Source organism: Streptomyces sp. NPDC045956 (genome assembly GCF_056430705.1).
The window spans coordinates 232185-251705 of record NZ_JBWKKZ010000005.1 but is presented as its reverse complement, the minus strand read 5'-3'; the positions used below and the strand labels follow the sequence as shown (position 1 = coordinate 251705).

Sequence of the window (19521 nt, the reverse complement as noted above, 5' to 3'; positions counted from 1 at the left end):
GAGAGCTCCCGATGGCCGACAACCCGACAGACATCAAGCACTTCGACCTGTCCGCGATGGCGAACTTCCGCGACTACGAGGTCGACCGGGCTTACAAGAGCGCGAAGAGGCACCGGGAAGGGGGCGGGAACGGCGACCCCCGCACCCTCGGCGACCTCGTCGACGGCCACACCACCGAGGACAACCTCGACCAGAACCAGCAGCTGCTGCGCATCGGCAAGATGGCCACCGAGGCGCTGGTCTCGGGCCCGAAGCTCCTCGAGGGCGTCCGTGAGGCCGCCACGGCCCTCGACAAGCTCCTGGGCGACCAGATCGACCTGTACAAGGAGCTGGGGGAAGCGCTCACCGAGACCATCGAAGGGGCGGAGAAGACCCAGGCCAAGAACCTGGACGCGATCGACGCCCAGACGCTGCTCCAGCACTTCGACGAGGTCGACGCCCTCACCGCCGGCGGTAGCGGCGGGGACGACTCCGATTCCTAGACCTCCCGCACCGCGTGGCACCCGTGCCGCGTGACCACGACACCCCGACCAGAGAGGGCGCCCGGTGGCCGACCGCTACGACGCGAACTCCAAAGAGAACGTCAACAAGTACGAAGACGTCACGGACGCGTCGTCCGACGTCTGGGCGACCCTGGTCACGCACATCACCGGCTACCCCGTGCCGGACCGCGGCACCGTCTTCGACACCCTCCGCTCCGACCACGGCGGCAAGCTGTTCCGTATGGACATCAGGGACCGGGGCCTCGGTTCGTTCGTCAAGGACGCCTCCGGTTTCCTCCGCAACACCGGCCAGGACTACGACATCTGGTTCTTCGACAGCGGCAAGAAGACCCAGATCAAGCAGGCCAGGATCGTCTTCGAGGGCCGGGTGCGGGCGGGCGACGAGACGATCTTCGCCGCCCCCGGGACGGACGACGTCGCCAACGCCTCCGTGCGCGAGGGGAACGAGTTCAAGGACTACAACAAGGACCAGATGAGCACCGTCGCGCTCGCCCGGTACATGAACGGGCCGCGCACGGCGCTCCTCGAACTGCTCGGCGGCAACACGGCGAACGCCCGCTTCAGCAACCTCGGGGTGGCCGAGGGCGCGGCGGTCGACCTCAAGTCCTTCGACACCACCGGTCAGAGCTTCGACTTCGCGGCCCAGTTCTTCCGGGACCAGGGTCCGAAGATCAAGGAGTGGGAGGACGCCCTCGGCCGGGAGGACGCCGCCTGGAAGGGCGAGGCCGCGGAGGTCTTCCGCAGCCTGCTGACGAAGATCCGCGAGAACTACGACGCCTACATCGAGACGTTCGACAGGACGCCCGGCACCGGCGAGGGCGACGGCACCGGCAAGACGGTGTACTCGCGGGCCCTCTCCCAGGCCCGCTCCGCCCTGGAGGACGCTGCCGACAAGTTGCTGGACGCCTGGATCACCTGGGCCAGGTCCGACTACTACGACCCGCACCGCGTGCTGCGGTACGTCCTGGACGACCTGGCCCAGTGGGTGGACACCAACAACGTCGCCCAGACCGAGATCAAGACGACCTACTCGGCGTACTCCTCGTCCACCTACCACGACCCGAAGGAAGGCTTCTCGCAGACCCACCCCGAGTACGGCGACCTCACCGACATCGCCAACTGGGCGAAGGTCGGCGACAAGGCCGTGCAGATCTGGAGCCGGGGCGTCGACGAGTACCTCGTCAAGCCCGCGCGGGGCGTGCAGTCCACGCTGAACAACACCTTCCTGGACCTGGGCGGCGACTTCACGGAGAACGTCCCCGAGCCGAAGTCGACCAGCACCGCCTCGCAGGAGTACGAGGAGCGCAAGGCCAAGGAGGCCCAGGAGGAGATCAACCGGCAGAACGAGGAGAACAAGCGGTACCAGGACGAGCTGCGCGAGGAGCAGAACCGCCAGCGTGAAGAGGACAAGCGGTACCAGGACGAGCTGCGGGAGGAGCAGAACCGCCAGCGCGAGGAGGACAAGCGGGCCCAGGACGAGCTGCGGGAGGAGCAGAACCGCCAGCGTGAAGAGGACGAACGGGCCCAGGACGAGTTGCGGGAGGAGCAGAACCGCCAGCGCGAGGAGGACAAGGGCTACCAGGACGAGCTGCGCGAGGAGCAGAACCGCCAGCGTGAAGAGGACAAGCGCTACCAGGACGAACTGCGCGCCGAGCAGGAGAAGCAGGCGGCCGAGGCCCAGGAGCAGCTGCGCACGCTCAACGACCCGACGACGACGGACCTCGGCGGCCTCGACGACATGCTGAACCGGGACCTCCCGGTCACCGAGAGCCTGGGCGACATGGGCGGCATCAACGGAGGCGGGGGCGGCGACGACTTGCTCACCGGGAACCCCGACGCCCTCGGCGACGCCCGCAACGCGGCCGGCGAGAGCCTCGCCGGCCTGGGCGACACCGGCGGCACGGGCAACGGCGACCAGCAGACGACCGTACCCCCGACGGCGAACCTGGGCAGCCTCGGCGGTCTCAACTCCGGCGGCGGCACCAGGCTGCCGTCCGAGCGCACCGCCGGCCTCGTCGGCGGCGATCCGGTCGCGCGGTTCCCGGACGGCAGCAGCACCAGCTTCGACCCGGACACCGGACTGCTCACCACCACCGGCCCCGACGGCACGACCACCACCACGGACCTCGGCAACGGCACGCAGGTGACCAACCCGGACGGTTCCGTCACCTCCCTCACCGACGACGGCAAGCTCACCACGACCTTCCCGGACGGCCGTACGGAGACCATCGACCCGGCGACGGGCCAGGCGGTCACCACCAACCCGGACGGGACGACGACCACCACCGACCTGGGCAGCCTCGGCGGCCTCAACGGCGGGGCCGGCGACGGCGTGCTGGACACGCCCACGGGTGGCACCACGGGGCTGACGGGCGGCGATCCGACCAGTCAGTTCCCCGACGGGAGCAGCACGCGCTTCGATCCGGACACCGGAACCCTGACGACGACCGGTCCGGACGGATCGGTGACGACGACCGATCTGGGCAACGGCGCGCAGGTGACCAACCCGGACGGCTCGGTCACGTCGCTGGACGATGACGGCAACCTGACGACGACGTTCCCGGACGGCACGACGCAGAGCATCGACCCGGCGACGGGCCGGGCGGTCACGACCGACCCGGACGGGACGACGACCACCACCGACCTGGGCAGCCTCGGCGGCCTCAACGGCCGGAGCGACCTCGGCAGCCCGGGCGACCTGCCGACCCAGTCGAACGGGGAGCTGGGCGGGCTCGGGGACCTCGACCTGGGCAACCTCGGCACCATCGACGCGGACGGCGGTTCGGGTCTGCGGACCCCCACGGGCGGAGAGACCTCGCTGGCCGGCGACGACCTGCTCACCCGGTTCCCGGACGGCAGCCGGGCGACGTTCGACACCGGGACCGGGATGCTGACCGCCACGCACCCGGACGGGTCCGTCACCACCACCGACCTGACCCACGGCGTGCAGGTGACCAACCCCGACGGTTCCGTCACCTCCCTGGACAACGGCATGCTGACCACGGAGTTCCCGGACGGCAGCACCCAGGTCGTCGATCCGGATACCGGCATCGCCACCGTCACCGACGCCCGGGGCAACACCGAGACGGTGAACCTGCACGACCTCAACACCGGTGACACCCGGACGAGTTCGGAGGGAAGCGGCATCCTCGACGGGCTCGGCTCCCTGAACGTGCCGGGCGGGGGTGGTGGCGGGGGCGGCGGCATCAGCACCGAGACCCTCTCGCCCTCCGGCCTGGGCCTGAGCAACGGGGGGTCGCTCGGCTCGGCCGGTGGCGGGGGACTCACCGCCGGTGCCTCCGTCGGCACCGACGGCCTGGTGACGGGCGCCGCGGCCCCGCTGTCCGACGCCACGACCGCGGCCGGCGGCGGTGCCCTCGGCCCGGCCGCCGCATCCGGCACGGCCGGAGCCCCGGGCATGCCCGGCACCCCCGGTATGCCGATGGGCGGCATGGGCGGGGCCGGAGGCGGCGCCGAGAAGGGCAACGGCGAGCGGGTACGGGCCGTCCTCGTCGACGCGGCCGAAGAGAGCGAGCGCCGCAACCGCAGACGCCGCAGCCCCTGGAACCGTCAGGAGGACGGCGACACGTTCCTGTCCCCGGCGTCCCGCGTGGCCACCACCGGCGGTGACGCCCCGGAGGAGGAGACGACGGGCCAGGGGCGGGGGGTCACCACGTCCGCCGACTACCTGGAGGAGGACGCGGACGTGTGGGGCACCGAGGAGGGCGGTACGCCGGCCGTCATCGGACGATGACGGCCGGGAGGGGTGACGGCCGCGCCCGCGCCGGGAGACGCACACCACCGGGCCCCGGCTGTCGCGGCGGACACCTCATCGGGCAAGATCGACTGTGCAGTCGCAGGACATCGGGGGAGCGGACGTGACGGAACCACTGGAACAGCGCCTGGAGAAGGCCATGGCCGAACTCCGGTCGGCGCAGGAGGCGGTCGAGCGCACCGAACGCGAGTTGCGGCAGGCCTCGTTCGCGGTGCTCTCCTCCGACCGCGCCGTGCGCGCCACCGTGGGCCCGCAGGGCGAGCTGGCCGGCATCGAGTTCCTGGAGGACAAGTACCGCTCCATGTCGCCGCAGGAGTTGGCCGCCAGTGTCCTGGAAGCGGCGAGCGGGGCGCGGCTCAAGATGAACCGGCACGTGATGAAGGCGATGGCCCCCTTCACCGAACCCAGCAGCGAGGTGCCCGAGCTCAAGGGCTTCGAGCTGGACTGGGAGCGGATCTTCGGCCCCGGTGTGCTGGAGAAGGACGACGAGGAGACGGCACGGGCGGACGGCGCGGCCCCGGGCTGGCGAGACGCGCTCGGCGAGGACGGGGAGGACTGACATGGGACAGCGGTACTACGTCGACCCGGCCCGCATCGAGGCCCTGACCGGGCAGTTGGAGGAGATCGCCACCCTGGCCAGGAGCATGACCGAGGAGTTCCTCGACGGTCTCGCCCCCACGGTCTCGTGGCCCGGCACCTCGGGTGACTTCGCGGAGAAGGCCAGACCGCAGGAGCAGAAGGAGCGGCAGACCACCAAGGACACCATGATGTCCGTCCGCGACGCGCTGGTGAGCATCACCGACGCCACGCTCAGCCAGGTCCGGCTCATGGAGGGGACCCGGGACCGCAACCTGGAGGACATCGACCGCAACACCAGCCGGATCGAGACCGACGGCTTCGGTCTCGACGGCCCGGGCGGTGACACGGGCGGGCATGGCCGCCACTGACCCCCGCGCCGCAGGCCGCCCCCGCAGGACGCCGGGAGCGGCTCCGCGGTGCTGCCCGCACGGCCTCACGGGCGGCCGCCGATGAGCATCATGCCGTCGCCCGAGGTCAACGCGATGATCTTCATCCTCACGGGAGAGAGACTCATCGACGCGGACGAGGACCTCGCCTACGAGAGCCGCGGGCCCTACGCCCGGCTGGGCCGCAAGATCGACCAGATGTCCGCGCTGATCCAGAAGTCGGTGCACGACATCGGCCAGTCCATGCCGGACGACCTGTCGAAGGCGTACGCCGCCGCGATGGGCACCCTCACCGACGACGGCGGCAGAAACTACCTGCGCGAGTTCTCCGAGCAACTCGACAAGATCGCCGAGGGCCGGCGCAAGACCTCCATGGACATCATGGAGTCCAAGTGGCAGGTGATCGCCGAGGTCATCCGGCTGCTCATCGAGATCGCCATCTACCTGGCGCTGTCGTTCTTCACCGGCGGCGCGTCGGCGAGCCAGATCATGCTCGCCAAGATGCGCAGCCGCTTCCTCATCCTCACCACGCTCAGCCACCTGCTCCAGCGGCTGCACATCGCGCCCTCGCTGACCGAGGCGTTCTCCGAGGCGTTCACCACGTTCGCGGTCCGGCTGGCGATGATGAACTTCGCTCCCGACGGCCGCCGTCCTGACGGCTTCGACTGGAACCAGATCCTCAAGGACGCCGCGTTCGGCGCCGCGGCCGGCGGACTCACCAGCATCTTCGCCGAATTCGCCGGCAAGATCGTCAAGAGCTACGACGACGCCTTCCTGAAGAAGGGGCCCGACCTCGACTTCAAGCCGCCGCCGAAGGTGCGGAACGATCTCGACCTCGACGCCGGCAACCACACGCCGAACTCGAAGCCGGACCCGGACACCAAGGCCGAGACCCCGCCGAACGGCCGCCCCGACCCGGTCACCAACAACCCGTACGTGCCGCCGACCGGCTTCCGGGACCTGTTCTCGTTCCGGAACAACTTCCGCGGCAACCCCGACCTGTGGCGGAACAACCAGATCCTGCGGAACAACGTCGACCGGCCGGGCGCGCTCGCCGGGCACTACGGCGTCAAGGGCACGGCCGACTTCCTCGCCGCCGGTTCCGGCGAGGCGCTCGCCGAGATCCTCATCAAGGGCGCGTTCGACGGCGACTGGTCCACGAGCTGGTCCACCTTCGTCGGCGCGGGTATCAGCAGCCAGGTCGAGGCCACGCTCACGGACGGCGCCATGAACGGCGGCGCCGAACTGCGCAACATCCTCGAAGGGTTCAGCAACAGGCCGCCCACCGTCTCCGGCGGCGACGGCACCTCCTCGAGGACGGAGGACTCCGAAGGGCCCGCGCGCACCGGTGGCGGCACCGGGCGCACCGACGGCGCCTCACACCCGGACACCACCGGTGGCACCGGCATCGGCACCGGCACCAGCACCGGCACCGGCACCGGCGCCGGCATGAGCCCCGTGCCGTCCTCGGTGGACGGCGGCGCCGATTCGCCTCCGCCGTACGCCGTCACGGACCCGCCGCCGTACTCCGTGACGGACCCTTCGCCGTACACGTCGCCGGCCCCGCCGCCGTACTCCCCGGGCACGCTGCCGGTGACCGCCACGGAGAACGCCCTGTGGCAGCAGGTGCACCGCGGCTCCGCCGACATCCGTGACCAGGCACTCCGCGACCTCGCCGCCCTGCGCGGCGCACAGCCTCCCGGCGCCACGGAGATCGGCGTCCGCGACGCCCTGCACGGCAACCTGTCCCAGGCCCCGGAGATCCGCGTCGTCCCCCTGGGAAGCGGCCCCGCCGCGGAGGTCGACACGGACGGCGTGCGCCGCTCCCTGGAGAGCTTCGGCACACCGGTGACCGTGACGCCACCGCTCACCGTCACCGACGGCACGGTGCCGGTGGGGGAGGGGAGCGGCTCCGCTTCTGGTTCGGGTGAGGGAACGGGGGGCGGTGCGGGTACGGGCACGGGCCTGGGTGGCGTCGCGAGTGTGGGCGCGGGGACGGGCGTTGGTGCGGGTGCGGGTGCGGGTGCGGGTGCCGGGACGGGCGTCAATGCGGGCGCCGGGAACAACACCGTTACGGGCACGGGCACGGGCGCGGGCACTGACGCGGGCGCGGCCACTGGCGCGGGCACCGGGGCCGGTCCCGGTACCGCCCCCGGCACGGCGGCCACCCCCGGTACCGCGACCACCCCCGGTACGAGTGCCGGGCCGGGGGCTGGTGCCGGGAGCAACGCGGGTGCCGGCAACCGTGCTGCCGTGGACTCCGACGGCGGCGCCCCCGCGTCGGAGCAGGACCCGCCAACCTCCGGCGCGCCCGGCTCGGACGCCGCCCTCCCCGAGACGGTGACCTCGACGGACGGTGTGTCAGGGACCCGGGAAGCGACGTCCGACGACACCGCCCCCGTGCCGCCGAAGGCCGAAGCGACCGGCCCCGTCACCGTCGACGGGGGCGCCTCGCCGCTCACGGTCGTCGTGTCCGAGGGGCCGTTGCCGGCAGCCGGTTCGCCCGAGGCGGCCGCGCTCCTCGACCGGGTCGGCGCCGACCGCGCCGTGGTACTGGGCCCGCCGGCCGCGCCGGACGGCACCGGCCGCCCGGTACGCGCCGCGGTCGAGCTGACCCGCGAGACACCCGACGCCCCGGTCCGGGCACGCCCGCTCACCGCTCCCGCCACCGTCACCGCGGACACTCCCGCTCCGGAGACCGACTTCCCCGGCGCGGACGTGCTGCTCCCGCTCGCCGACGCCCTCGGTCCGGCCCCGGACGTGCGGCCCGTCGTCACCGAGAGCACCGCGTTCGCGGACACGGGCCCCGTGCCTTCGGCGGACGCGGCCCCGCCCGAGAAGGCACCGGTGACGCCGGTCGAGCCCTCACTGCCGACCACCGGCGGAGCCGTCCCGACCACCGGCGGAGCCGTCCCGACCACCGAGGGAGCCGTCCCGACCACCGAGGGAGCCGTCCCGACCACCGACGTGAGGGTCACCCCGGACGTCGCGGCCAAGTTCGACTCGGCGTCGCGGCCCTGGAGCGAGCCCGCCGTCGGACTGCACGTGGAGTCCGGTGAGGACGGCGGCGCGACCTCGCCCATGGCCTCCCCGCCGCCCGCCGCCCAGGTCGTCGTACGCCCCGTGGACGGGGTCCCGCGGCCGGGCGGCGAGCCGGCCCTGGCCACACTGGACGGGCGTTCCGTCCCGCTGGATCAGGTGCGGCGCCTCGTTCCGGACACGGCGGTACGGCCCGAACCCGGGCGCGCCGTGCGGACGCTGACCATCTCCCAGGACCCTGCCGACGACGGCACGGCCCGAGACGCCGGGCGCCGGGCGCTGCTCGGACTGGACACCTTCCGAGGCGTACGCACGGAGTCCGGCCCCGCCGTCCCGAGCACGGCGAGTACGACGGGCATCGCGGACACGGCGGACCCGGCGAGGTCCGCCCCCCGTGCCGTGTTCACCGGCCCGCCGACCGCGCTCCCCGGCGCCGGCACCGAGCAGGGCGCCGACTACTTCGTGGGGCACGGCACCCCGCGTACCGTCACCCTCGGCACCCACGACGCCTCCCGTCCCACCGTGAAGGTCAGCGGCGTGCAACTCGGTGAGGCGCTCAAGGCGTGGGCGGCCGAAGACGACCGGGAGCGGCCGCTGGTGCTGTACTCCTGCGAGACCGGGCGGCAGCCGAGGATCGCGGGCCTCCCGGTCGCCCAGCACGTGGCGAACCGGACCGGCCGCCCCGTGTACGCGCCGACCAGCGAGGTCGGTACGGCCCGCGCCGAGGACGGCGACGTCCGCGCGGTGCTCGTGGAGAACGGGGAGGGACCGGGCCGGTGGCGGCTGTTCACCCCGGAGCCCGGCGGCGCCGACCTGGACGGGCTGGCCCGCGACGCCGGTCTGCACAACGGCCCCGGCCCGGCGGACCCGTTCGCCCGCGCCCGCACGCTCCAGCAGATCCGCACCCTGCGCGACGCGCTCGGACCGGACGCCGAGAAGCGGCCCGGCACCCGGGACCTGCTGGCCGGCCTCGCGCACGTCGACGGCCTGCGCTGGCACGGCACGGACGGCGCGGCGCGCTACGGCGACGGCCGCATGACCCCCGACCTGCTCCGCCGCATGGTCACCGACTGGCACGGTGCCGGAGGCGGTCCGGCGGGCGGTCGCACCGCCGTCGACCCGTCCACCGGACCCACGCCCGAGCAGTACACGGCCTTCCTGCGGGCGGCGCACGCCGCCCGGGCCGACCAGGGTCCCGGCACCACACTCGACGACCTGATCCCCCCGCCGCCGCCCGCTCTGCCGCCGACCGCGCTCGTCTCCCGGGACGACGTGCGCGGACTCGACTACGCCCGGTCGGCCCGGGTCGCCTGGGGGCTGTCGGACGATCCGCTGCCCCTGTCCGAACTGGGCCTCGGCCCCGAGGACACCGCCGAACTCGCCCGCCGCAGGCCCGACCTGTCGCCCGTGCCGAGCCGCCCGGAGAGCCCCGCCGAGGATCTGACCGCGTTCGGCCCGGTGACCACCGCCCCCGAGCCGGGGAGCCTCCTCCGGGCGGACGGACGCACCTTCCGCCAGGTCCCCGCCCGGCCCGACGGCAACTGCTTCTTCCGGTCGGTCCTCGACAGCGCGCGTTCCCGGGCGGTCCCACCCGCCTGGGCCGCGTGGAGCGTCGGCGGGCTGCGCACGCGGCTGCGGGACCGTGTCGCCCACACCGAACTGGGCGACATCGCCGACGCCCTGGTGCCGGACCCGGTCCACTCCGTCGTGAACGACCTGCGGCTGCGTGCCCTGGCCGGGGAGAGCGACGCGGGCGCGCAGCGCCGGATCGCGGAGGAGTGGGACCGGATCGCGCGGGAGGTCGTCACCGACGGCGACCCGGGCCGGTGGCGGGAGATCGTGGCCGGCAGCGACTACCCGGGGCTCGCGGAGGTGGCGCCCACCCCCGCCGACGCGCGGCGGCTCGGCGGGCGCGGACTGCTCGCCGCCACCGCCGCACGCGTGGACCTGTGGCCGTCCCCCTTCGCCGACCTGATCCCGGAGACGCTGGCGCACACCCTCGACCTCGACCTCAGGGTCGTACAGCCCGACCCGCGGACGCCCGGCGCGCTCACCACGATCGCCCTGCACCCGGGCGGCACGGGCGACCCCCTGCACGTGGCGTACAACGGGACCGACCACTTCGACGCCCTCGTCCCCGACGCCGACTCCGTCCCCGACACGGTCTCCGTCCCCGACAAGGACCCGGCATCGGCCCCGGTTCCGCCGCCCGTCCGGGACCCGCAGACCGCCCCCGAGGGTTCCGACCCGTACGGGGACTGGCTGCGCGAGATGGCCGGGATCACGGACACCGGCCCCGACCCGGCCGACGAGGACGAGCGGACGCCGCTGGAGACGCAGCTGGACCGGTACCGTCCGGCCCGGCTGCTGACCGGCCCGGACGCCCGCCGGCCGGGCCCGGCGCCGCGCACGGTCACCTTCGAGGACGGCAGCAGGCTGCCCACCGCGCTGATCAGGCCCGGAGCGGACCCGGACGACACCGGCCCGGACCACACCGCCCCCGACGGGACACCGCCGGACACCGAGCCCGCCGGGCTGTTCGCCGGGACCGGCGTCCTCACCCTGCGTGCGCCCGGACTCGCCGCGCGTCAGATCCTCGACGCGCTGCCGGAACGGCTGCGGAACAGGTTCGACGAGGCGGAGCTGCTGCGGCTGCTGACCGACCAGCCCTCGGCGTTCACCGCCCCGCGCGGCGCCCGCTTCGTGGGCCGGGAGAAGTCCGGCGTCGGCCTGGAGATGACGGTGGAGGCCGTTCCCCACCACCGCTGGGTACGCCTCTCCGACGTGGGCGGCGGCACCGTCAAGGCGGACACGGCGCGGCGCGGGCAGACCGGCACGGGCGGCGGGCACACGGTGGGCTTCGGACGCCGGATCGCCGGCGCCCTGAGCATGGGCCCGCCACTGGACTGGCTGCTGAAGATCGGTGCCTCGCTGGGCTGGGCCCGCCGCACCGACTACTCCCAGGGCACCACGGCGTACCAGCAGTCCGAGCACCGCGCCCACGAGGGCTCCCACCTGCACCTGGACGACGTCCACTACCGGGTACGGGTCCACCGCGTCACGGAGACGCCCCGCACCGCCGCGCCGGCCGTCACCGACGGGACGCCCGGCACGACGGCCACGACGGGCACGGCCGGTACCGCGCCGAGCCCCCGCTGGACACGACAGCTGCTGCACACCGCCGAGTTCGGCATGCGGGACGGGCTGAGCTGGCGGCTGCCGGACGACCTGACCGTGCCCCACGAGGGACCGCGCAGGGCACCCCGGACCCTGACCTTCCCGGCGGGGGAGCACCCGCGGCTGCTCGACTCCACGGGCCTGTACCTGACGGACCCGGCGGAGGACGTGGCGCTGGCCCTGTCCGGCGCGCGGCCCGGCAGTTCGGCGCACCGCACCCTCGTGTCGTACACCCGTCCCGGGCGGCTGCTCGGCCTGTTCGGACGGCTCACCGGTCCGGTCAGCGGACCCGAGCTGACCCGGGGGAGCGGTCAACGCCCGCTGGGACACCTGGTCGTGGAGCGCTCGGTGCCGCACCGGGCCGACCTGGTCACCGAGTCGGCCAAGGTCGAGGTGCGCGACCTCACCCAGACCACGTACGCCAACCAGCGCGGGCACGTCAGGGAGACCCGGTTCGGCCTTCAGGTCACCTCCGGGCCGAACCACCAGTTCCCCGGGCCGGTGACCGACGTGCGGGTGCAGGGCGGGCCGGTGGTCCGTACGGACCTCGCCGCCGGGCGCGGCCACTACCTGGGCACCGACGCGGCCCGCAAGGTCACCGGCCGGGTCCGCAACCAGCCGATGGCGCTGTACCGGGTCGAGCGCACCCTGATGGTCCGGGGCGCCGGCGAACCGGCGTCCGCGGCGCGGCCGGTGCGGGTGGTCAGCCTGGACTGGATGTCCACCCAGGACGCCCGCAGGCTCGCCGGATGGGACAGCCGTACGCCCGGCCGTACGGGCCCGAACCCGGACGTCGAACCCCCCGTGCCCTGGTACCTCAGGAAGGAGGACCCGGTCCATCTCGGCGGCCAGGTCCGCGCGGAGGGCTTCCGGCCCGACAACCGGCCCGGGAACACGCCGGGGAACACCGCTACCGCCACCGATTCCGCCACCGACACCGATCCCGGCACCGCTCCCGCGACCGATCCCGCCACCGGCCCGCAGACGGCACCGGGGCGGGACGGCGCTCCGGAGCCCCCGCGCGACCCCCTGCGGACGTTCGCGGACACCGTCCTGGACACCCTGCACGCCTCCTACCCGGCGCTGTTCCTCCCGCCCGCCATGCGCAGCCACCCGCGGGCGGCGCGGCTCTGGTACGGCGACGAGCGGCTGCGGACCGCGTGGTTCAACGAGCGGCAGGTGCGCGAGGCGCTGAACCGGCCCACCCTCGCCCAGGCGCTGGACGACCTGACCACCACCGGCGTCCCGGTCACGCTCGTCGAGGACGGCAAGGTCAGGCGCGGGCACCACACACTGACCCTGCGGGCCCGGCTGACCGACCGCCGGTTCGAGACCACCCTGAACGAGCGGACCCTGCGCAACGCGGTGATCGGCAGCGAGGTATCGGGCCAGGGACAGCAGCAGTCCAGTACCTACTCCGCCGGCGTCGAGGTCGGCGTCTCGCCGCGCGACCACGACAAGGTGGGCGGCACCGGACTGCCGCGCCGGATCGGCAACCTCACGGTCGGCGGACGCTACGCCCACACCCGCCAGGAGGCCACCCGGAACACGGTCACCGTCGCCCACGACCACCTGACGGCCCAGAGCGGCATCGACCTCTACAGCTACCGGGTGGAGCTCAGGGCCGACTTCGAGGGGCACCGCCGCCCGCGCGGCTGGCCCCGCCTGCTCACGGCCGGACTGCTCGGCGCCGGCGTCTTCGTCAGCACGGTCGCGGAACGCCCGCTGTTCCGCCGGGGCACCGAGCCCGTCGGACGCGTCGAACTGGCCGTCCCCGCCGCACACGGCTCCCACCACCACGCCCCCGCGGACCCGCCCGCCGCACCGTCCACGGCCCCGGCCGCCACCCCCGCCCCGGCCCCGGCCCCGACGACGTCCACGGCTACGACGCCCGCCCCCACGGACCCCGCACCGCGGCGGCTCTCCGCCACCGAGGCCGATCAACTGCTCGACGGCACCGGCCGCCCGCTCCCCCGGACCGACACGAGAAGCCGGTCGCTCGTCGAACGGCTGCTCCGCTCCCCGCACGTGGTGCTCAGCACCCAGGGCGGCCCGCGACGCCAGGCACTCATGCAGGAGACGGCGGACCGCGCCTCCGGCGACTCCTGGCACACCAGCGCGCCCGGCACCCCGATCCGCACCGCGCTGCGCCGCGCGGTGGCCGACCTCGGCGTGGCCGGGCAACTCGGCCAGTACCTCGGCCCGTTCGGCGCCCGCATCACCGGACTCAACGGCGCCGGCCCGTTCCGTACGCACTACCTCAGGGCCGCGCTCCGCGGCGAGCTGGACAACGTACGGGTCATGAGCGACCCGAAGCCCGCCTCGCTGGAGAACACGGTCGCCAACGACCACAAGGTCATCGGCGGTTGGAGCGCCACCTCGCGCACCACGCTCGGCCTCCAGGGCAGCGTCTCGCCCCTCCAGCAGGCTCCCGGCACCCAGCCGGTGTCCGGCTCCTACGGCAGCACGCTCCAGTACGCCTGGGGCAGAGGCCGCGCCCTCGCGCAGTCCGTCACCCGCGGACGCAGCACCACCCTGACGTACACCGGACGCACGTACCTGGTGGTCGCCGACGCCACCGAGACCGTCGCCGTCCGCGACCGCTGGACGGCCGTGATGGGCACCGTCGGCACCCGGGCCGGACAGCGGATCGGCGCGGCCGCCGGACGGCTCTCCGACCGCGCCGGCCGGGCGCTGTCCCCGCGCCGGGCCGCCGCCGCACTCCACCGCGTCCGGGACGCGGTCATGTTCCACCTGCCGATGCAGGACGCCATCGAGACCGGCCTCGCCCCGGACGGCCTCGGCACCGGCACCCCGCGCAACCTCGGCGGCGGCTACCGGGTGCCGGGCTTCCTGCGCGGCCGGCGCTTCCCGACCCACCCCAACGGCCGGCTCGACGCGAGCCGCGCGGCGCAGCAGCTCCTGCCGCGCCTGGAGAAGGCCGGCGTCCCCTCGCACGACCGCGAGCAGGTCCTCCAGCGGCTCTCGCCCGACTTCCTCCTCGCCCACCTGCACGAGCTGACCACCGACGGAGTGACCCTGCCGGTCCGCCACCGCACCTGGTCGAGCCCCCACCACCTGCCCGTAGGCGGCAGCCCGGCACAGGTCCGGTTCAAGCTGACGCCCGTCGGCACCACCGTGCGGCGGCTGCGCACCGGGTACGAGGTGGACGACTACCGGCCCATCGCCCGCGACCTGGCGCTGGGCGTCACCCAGGACCGTGGCGGCGACCTCACCCTCGGCGTCGGCCAGCGCACGCCGGGCAGCGACGTCCTCGCCGCCCACCCGTCCCTCCAGGGCACGGCGACCGGACAGCGGGCCGGTACCCGCACCGACACCTTCGGCAGCACCGCGATGCCCGACATGGCCACCACACAGGCGCACGCGGAGGTCGTCACCGGCTACGTCCTGACCGTCACCATGACCGACTCCGCCGGTGACCTGCTGGCGCCGCGCGCCGTCGCGCACGTCGGCACGCTCCACGAACTCGTCTCGGCCGGACTGCTCACACCGTCCGGCACCGGCGACGACGGCACGCTCACCGAGCAGGACGTCACCGAACCCGAGCGCGCGGTGCGCGTGCTGACGGCCGGCCAGGCGCGTCAGGAGGCCGTCGCCGCTTGGCGCGCGGACGGCGACGACATCCTGTCGTTCGACGACAGCACCGGCTCCGGCATGCTCGCCGTCGACATCCGCGGCGCGGCCAACGTCGAGGACGCGCTCACCCTCGCCACCGCCCGCGCCGACGGCCTCGGTGACGGTGACCTCGGCGGCCGGCACACCGGCGAAGCGCTGGCCGGGCAGGTCCGCATGGCCCGCCACACCCCGCTCAGCGCCCTCGGTACGGCACCCGCGCAGGCGCAGCAGGAGGCCACCTCCCAGGGCGGCCTCACGGCAGGGTTCCGCGAGGCACTCGGCGCGGACGGCTCCGTGCTGCCCACCCGGTCCTCCGCACGCCTCTTCGGCCAGTCCCACACCGTCGACTCCCGCCTCTACGCCAAGATGCACCGCCGCGGCGCCCGCCTGCTCGCCGTCGAGAGCGCGCCCCGCATGGAGGCCATGCAGCGGCACAAGACCTCCCAGGCGACGGAAGCCGGGATCACCGACGGCACCGAAGGCGCCCTCGGCACCGCGCCGCTGGTCGCCACCGGCGGCGCCGGCGTCACCAACCCCGGCGCCACCGGCCCGATCGGCGGCGCCAACGAGGGCGCCGCGCCCAAGGGCGCCGAGGACGTCACCCTCGGCACCCACGTCAAGTTCGGCACCGACCGCAGCATGCTCTTCGCGCTGCCGGTGACCTGGCTGGCGGTATCCGAGGCGGACCACCGGATCACCGACAGCCGTCCCCTGCGCACCCTCGGCAAGGCGAAGCGCGGGCCGCGTGCCGCCGAGGCCGGGACCACCGCCCTGGTCTGGCTGCGGGAGGACCAGGCCCGCGACCACGGCCTCCTGGACGACTCCTCCTTCCCCGAGGAGGCCGCCACCGCCTGGGACGACATGGCCAAGGCCGCCGCCGACCTCGCCGCCGCCGAGAAGGAGTACTACGACGCCCGGGCCCGGACCCGGGAGGCGTGGCTCTCCCTGGGCCCCGCGGAGCGCACCGCGCTCGGCGACGGCGATCCCGGCCCGGCGTCCGCGCTGACGACCGTCCTGCCGCGGGACCTCGCCGCATCCCCGGCCGTCCGCGCCTGGCAGGCCGCCCGCGACGACGCACACCTGTGGCAGGGGCGGGTGGACGCCGCCGCCGCGGACCATCACCGGCTGCACCTCGCGGCGTCCCGGCTCACCGCCCACCACCAGGGCTCGGCCGCGGTGCCGGTACGGGACGCTCCGCAGCGGTACACCGAGCCGGCCTGGCGCTCCGAGGCCCCGGCCCCGTACACCGTCACCGAGCCCGACGGCACCGGAGCGCGCACCCTCACCTCACCGGACGGCACCGTCGTGCGGGCGGTCCACGACGTGCCGCACGACGGTGCCTCGTTCTTCCACGCGCTCATCGCCGCGGCCCGGGAGCGCGGGCGGCTGCCCCGGCTGCTCGGCGCCGACCTCGCCGACCGCTTCACCGCGTCCCCGGGCGACCCCGAGGTCACCGCCGACGCCGTCCACACCGCCCGCGACCGCCTCGCCCGGGAGCTGGGTCGGCCCGACAACAGGGACCTGCTCGACTCCCTCGCCGCCGACACCGCCGACACCTTCACCCGGGCCGAGCTGGACGGCGCGGGCATCACGCTGTCCCGGGAGCAGCAGGCCGAGTTCGACGCCCTCGGCCGGCTCCCGGAGACGTTCTGGCCGACGCCGGCGCAGCGGGCGGCGCTGGCCTCCCTCGCCCTGGCCCGCCCCTTCGCCGCCGAGCCGCTGCCCGCCGACGCCGGACGGACCGGCGACACCCCGGCCCCGCCCGGGCGCCGCGCCGGTGACCACGGTGGCGCCGACCTGCTGCCCGCGCTGGCCGCACGGCTCCTCGGCACCTCGCTGACCGTGGTCACCGGCGAGGGCCGCGAACAGCGCTTCCTCCCGTACCGCGACGACCAGGACAGCGCCGCCCGTGACGGGTCGGCCGCCGTCGACCGGGCGGCCGACCCGGTCCTCTTCGCCGCCGACGGCCACTTCCACGCCGCCCTGCCCGCACACGCCCCCGCCCCGTCCACCACGGCTCTGCCGGCACCGGTACCCGAGGGCTCCGGCACGTCCGGCGAGACCCGGGCGGCGAGCGGGAAGCCGCCCAAGTCGTCCAAGCCGCCCACGCACCGCAGCCACCCCACCCCGCCCTGGCTGCCGCCCGCCGACAGCGACGGCCCGCGCTACCGACTGGCCCGCGACGGCGTCCTCACCGCGCCCGACGGCGCCACCTACACGCAGGGACCGCCCACCGGCCGCGGCAACGGCTTCTTCGGCGCCCTGTCCACCGCGCTGCGGCACGCCGCCGCGCAGCCGAATCCGGACAGCCGGGAGGCAGGCCGCCTGCGGTCGCGTGCCGGGGCGTCGCCCGCCCAGCTCATGCGTCTGAACGGCCTGCCGGGCACCCCCGCCGAGCGGACCGACCTCTTCTCGCCGCCGCCGTTGGTGCGGCGCCGCGGCGCCCCCGGGCCGAGCCAGGAGACGAAGGACGGCCACCTGCGCCGTCACCTCGCCGAGGCCCCCTGGACCACCACCGGGGCCGACCTGGCGGTCGCCCGCTGGGCCGCCGCCGCGACCGGCACCACCGTCACCCTCGTCGAGGAGAACGGCACCGCCCACACCTACCCCGGCCCCGGCGGGCACGGCGGCACCCACCTGCGGCTCCGCCGCCGGGGCGGCGACTTCGTCCCGCTGATCGAGCGCACCCCGGCTCCGGCCCGGGTGACCGGGACCGACCGCACCGCGCCGGACACCACGACGGCCCGGCGCCCGACCACGGACCCGGCCCCGGACCCGGCATCCGTCCCCGAGGAGGCGTTCGGTCTCGACACCCTGTCCGGCGCGGAGGGCTCGGGCGGGGACCGCCGGCCGCGGCCCGCGCGCACGGAGGCCGAGGCACTGGCCCGCTTCCGCTTCACGGAGGACACCGAGGCCGAGCGGCTGGCGCAGTTCCGGTTCAGCGACGACACCGACGGCGAGAGCTCCGACGGCGACGAGAGCGACGACGACACCGACGGCGACGACACCGACGGCGACGACACCGACGGCGGCCCGGACCTCACGCCCGAGGAGTACCTCGACCTCCTCTTCACGCCCGCCGCCCGCGGCGACCACTCGCCCGAGATGCTCATCGGCACGGCCGTCGCGCTGCGGCAGCTCGCCCGGGAGCACACCGGCACCCCGGGCGAGACCCCCGGCGCACTCAGTGCCCTGCACGCCCTGACCAGGCGGGTCCTGCGGCTCCGCCCCGACTCCCGGGTCGGCGAGCAACACCTGGCCCTCCTGGGCTCGCTCGCGCTCGACGCCCCGCCGTCCGCCCTGGCCGCCGAGGACGCCCTCGCCTCGTACCTGCGGCGCCACGACCGGGCCCTGGGACGGGCGAACGGGTTCCCGCGGGGCGACGGCGCCGTGCGCAACTGGACCGGCACCGGCGACCAGACACCGCCCCTGGACACGTACGCGGTGGAGGGCGCGGACGGCACCCTGACCACCTGGCCGGCGCAGTGGTCGAAGCCGTACGTCGTCCTCGCCCAGGAGGCCGGCGAAGCGGTCCGGCTGACCACGCCCGACGGCACGGTCACGCTGGACACCGCCGGGGAGTTCGCCCGGCTCGTCACCCGGGACCCGGCCCGGCGCGGGACCGAGGACATCGTCCTGGCCTTCCCCCATGACGACATCGAGACCCTCGCACAGCACGTCGCCGACCTGACCGGCGCCCGGGTCTGGTACTCCGAGCACGCCCCCCGTCCGTCCACCGACTGGCGGACCGGCGCCGACCACCTCACCCTGGGGCCCGTCGACGACGGCACCGGCACGGTGTGGAGCACGGCCGTGCCCGGTCAGGAAGGCGACCTGGACGACCTCCTCGGCCTGTACCAGCAGGACTCCGGGTCCGGAGACCCGGACGAGCGGGACCCCGGACCCGACGACGGACTCCGGTCCCGCCGGCCCGTGCCGCTGACCACCCGCACCTACGGCATCGTGGACGACACCGGCGACGGCGTGCTGTTCCGCAAGCCCGGCGGCATCCAGGGCAACTGGCAGACCCCGCGGTCGATGACCGGCACGGAGGACGCCCCCGAGCTGCTCATGAACGAGCAGGACTACACGTCCACGCCCGTCGCCGGACGTCCCGCCCTGCGCATCTCCGCCGACCGCACCCTCGCGGTCGAGGACGGCGCCTACGGCCAGCAGGTCTTCGCCACGCGGGAGGCCGTCGAAGCCTCCTCGGTCAAACTGGCGCGCGCGGGCCTCGCCGTACGGCTGCGCACCGACGAGAGTGTCGGCATCGTCCTGCCCACCCCCGACGGGGGCAGCCGCCGCCTGTACCGCGTGACGCCCGACTTCCTGACCCGCTCGGGACAGTCCACGGAGGAGGTCTGCCGGGACTTCGCCGACATGCTGGCCGACACCTCCCGCACCTCGCACATGGTCTTCCGCGGCC

General features: G+C 74.6%; 5 protein-coding genes (1 of these 5 cut by a window edge). All 5 read left to right on the top strand.

Going from position 1 to position 19521, the window contains the following annotated elements:
• Positions 1-11: 11 nt before the first annotated feature.
• Positions 12-482, top strand: coding sequence for a type VII secretion system-associated protein (locus AC07FV_RS15790; protein ID WP_383649336.1), 471 nt, complete (start codon positions 12-14; stop codon positions 480-482).
• A gap of 64 nt (positions 483-546) precedes the next feature.
• A complete protein-coding gene (locus AC07FV_RS15785; RefSeq protein ID WP_479087659.1) occupies positions 547-4257 on the top strand; it encodes an AAWKG family protein in 3711 nt (1236 codons plus the stop codon).
• Between the two features lie 124 nt (positions 4258-4381).
• Positions 4382-4837, top strand: a complete 456-nt coding sequence (locus AC07FV_RS15780) for a YbaB/EbfC family nucleoid-associated protein (protein ID WP_479087657.1) — start codon at positions 4382-4384, stop codon at positions 4835-4837.
• A gap of 1 nt (position 4838) precedes the next feature.
• Positions 4839-5225 carry a hypothetical protein gene (locus AC07FV_RS15775; RefSeq protein WP_479087655.1) on the top strand — a complete coding sequence of 129 codons (387 nt, stop codon included), beginning with the start codon at positions 4839-4841 and terminating at the stop codon, positions 5223-5225.
• A gap of 81 nt (positions 5226-5306) precedes the next feature.
• Positions 5307-19521, top strand: the start of a protein-coding gene (locus tag AC07FV_RS15770; RefSeq protein ID WP_479087653.1) for a lonely Cys domain-containing protein. Its footprint extends 14435 nt past the window's final position; 14215 of the gene's 28650 nt are visible here — the first part of the coding sequence; the start codon lies at positions 5307-5309; its stop codon lies off the right edge, out of view.

Bases quoted from the DNA above. Each gene is read 5' to 3' on its own strand.
- AC07FV_RS15790 (WP_383649336.1), top strand. From the start codon at position 12: ATGGCCGACAACCCGACAGACATCAAGCACTTCGACCTGTCCGCGATG.
- AC07FV_RS15775 (WP_479087655.1), top strand. From the start codon at position 4,839: ATGGGACAGCGGTACTACGTCGACCCGGCCCGCATCGAGGCCCTGACC.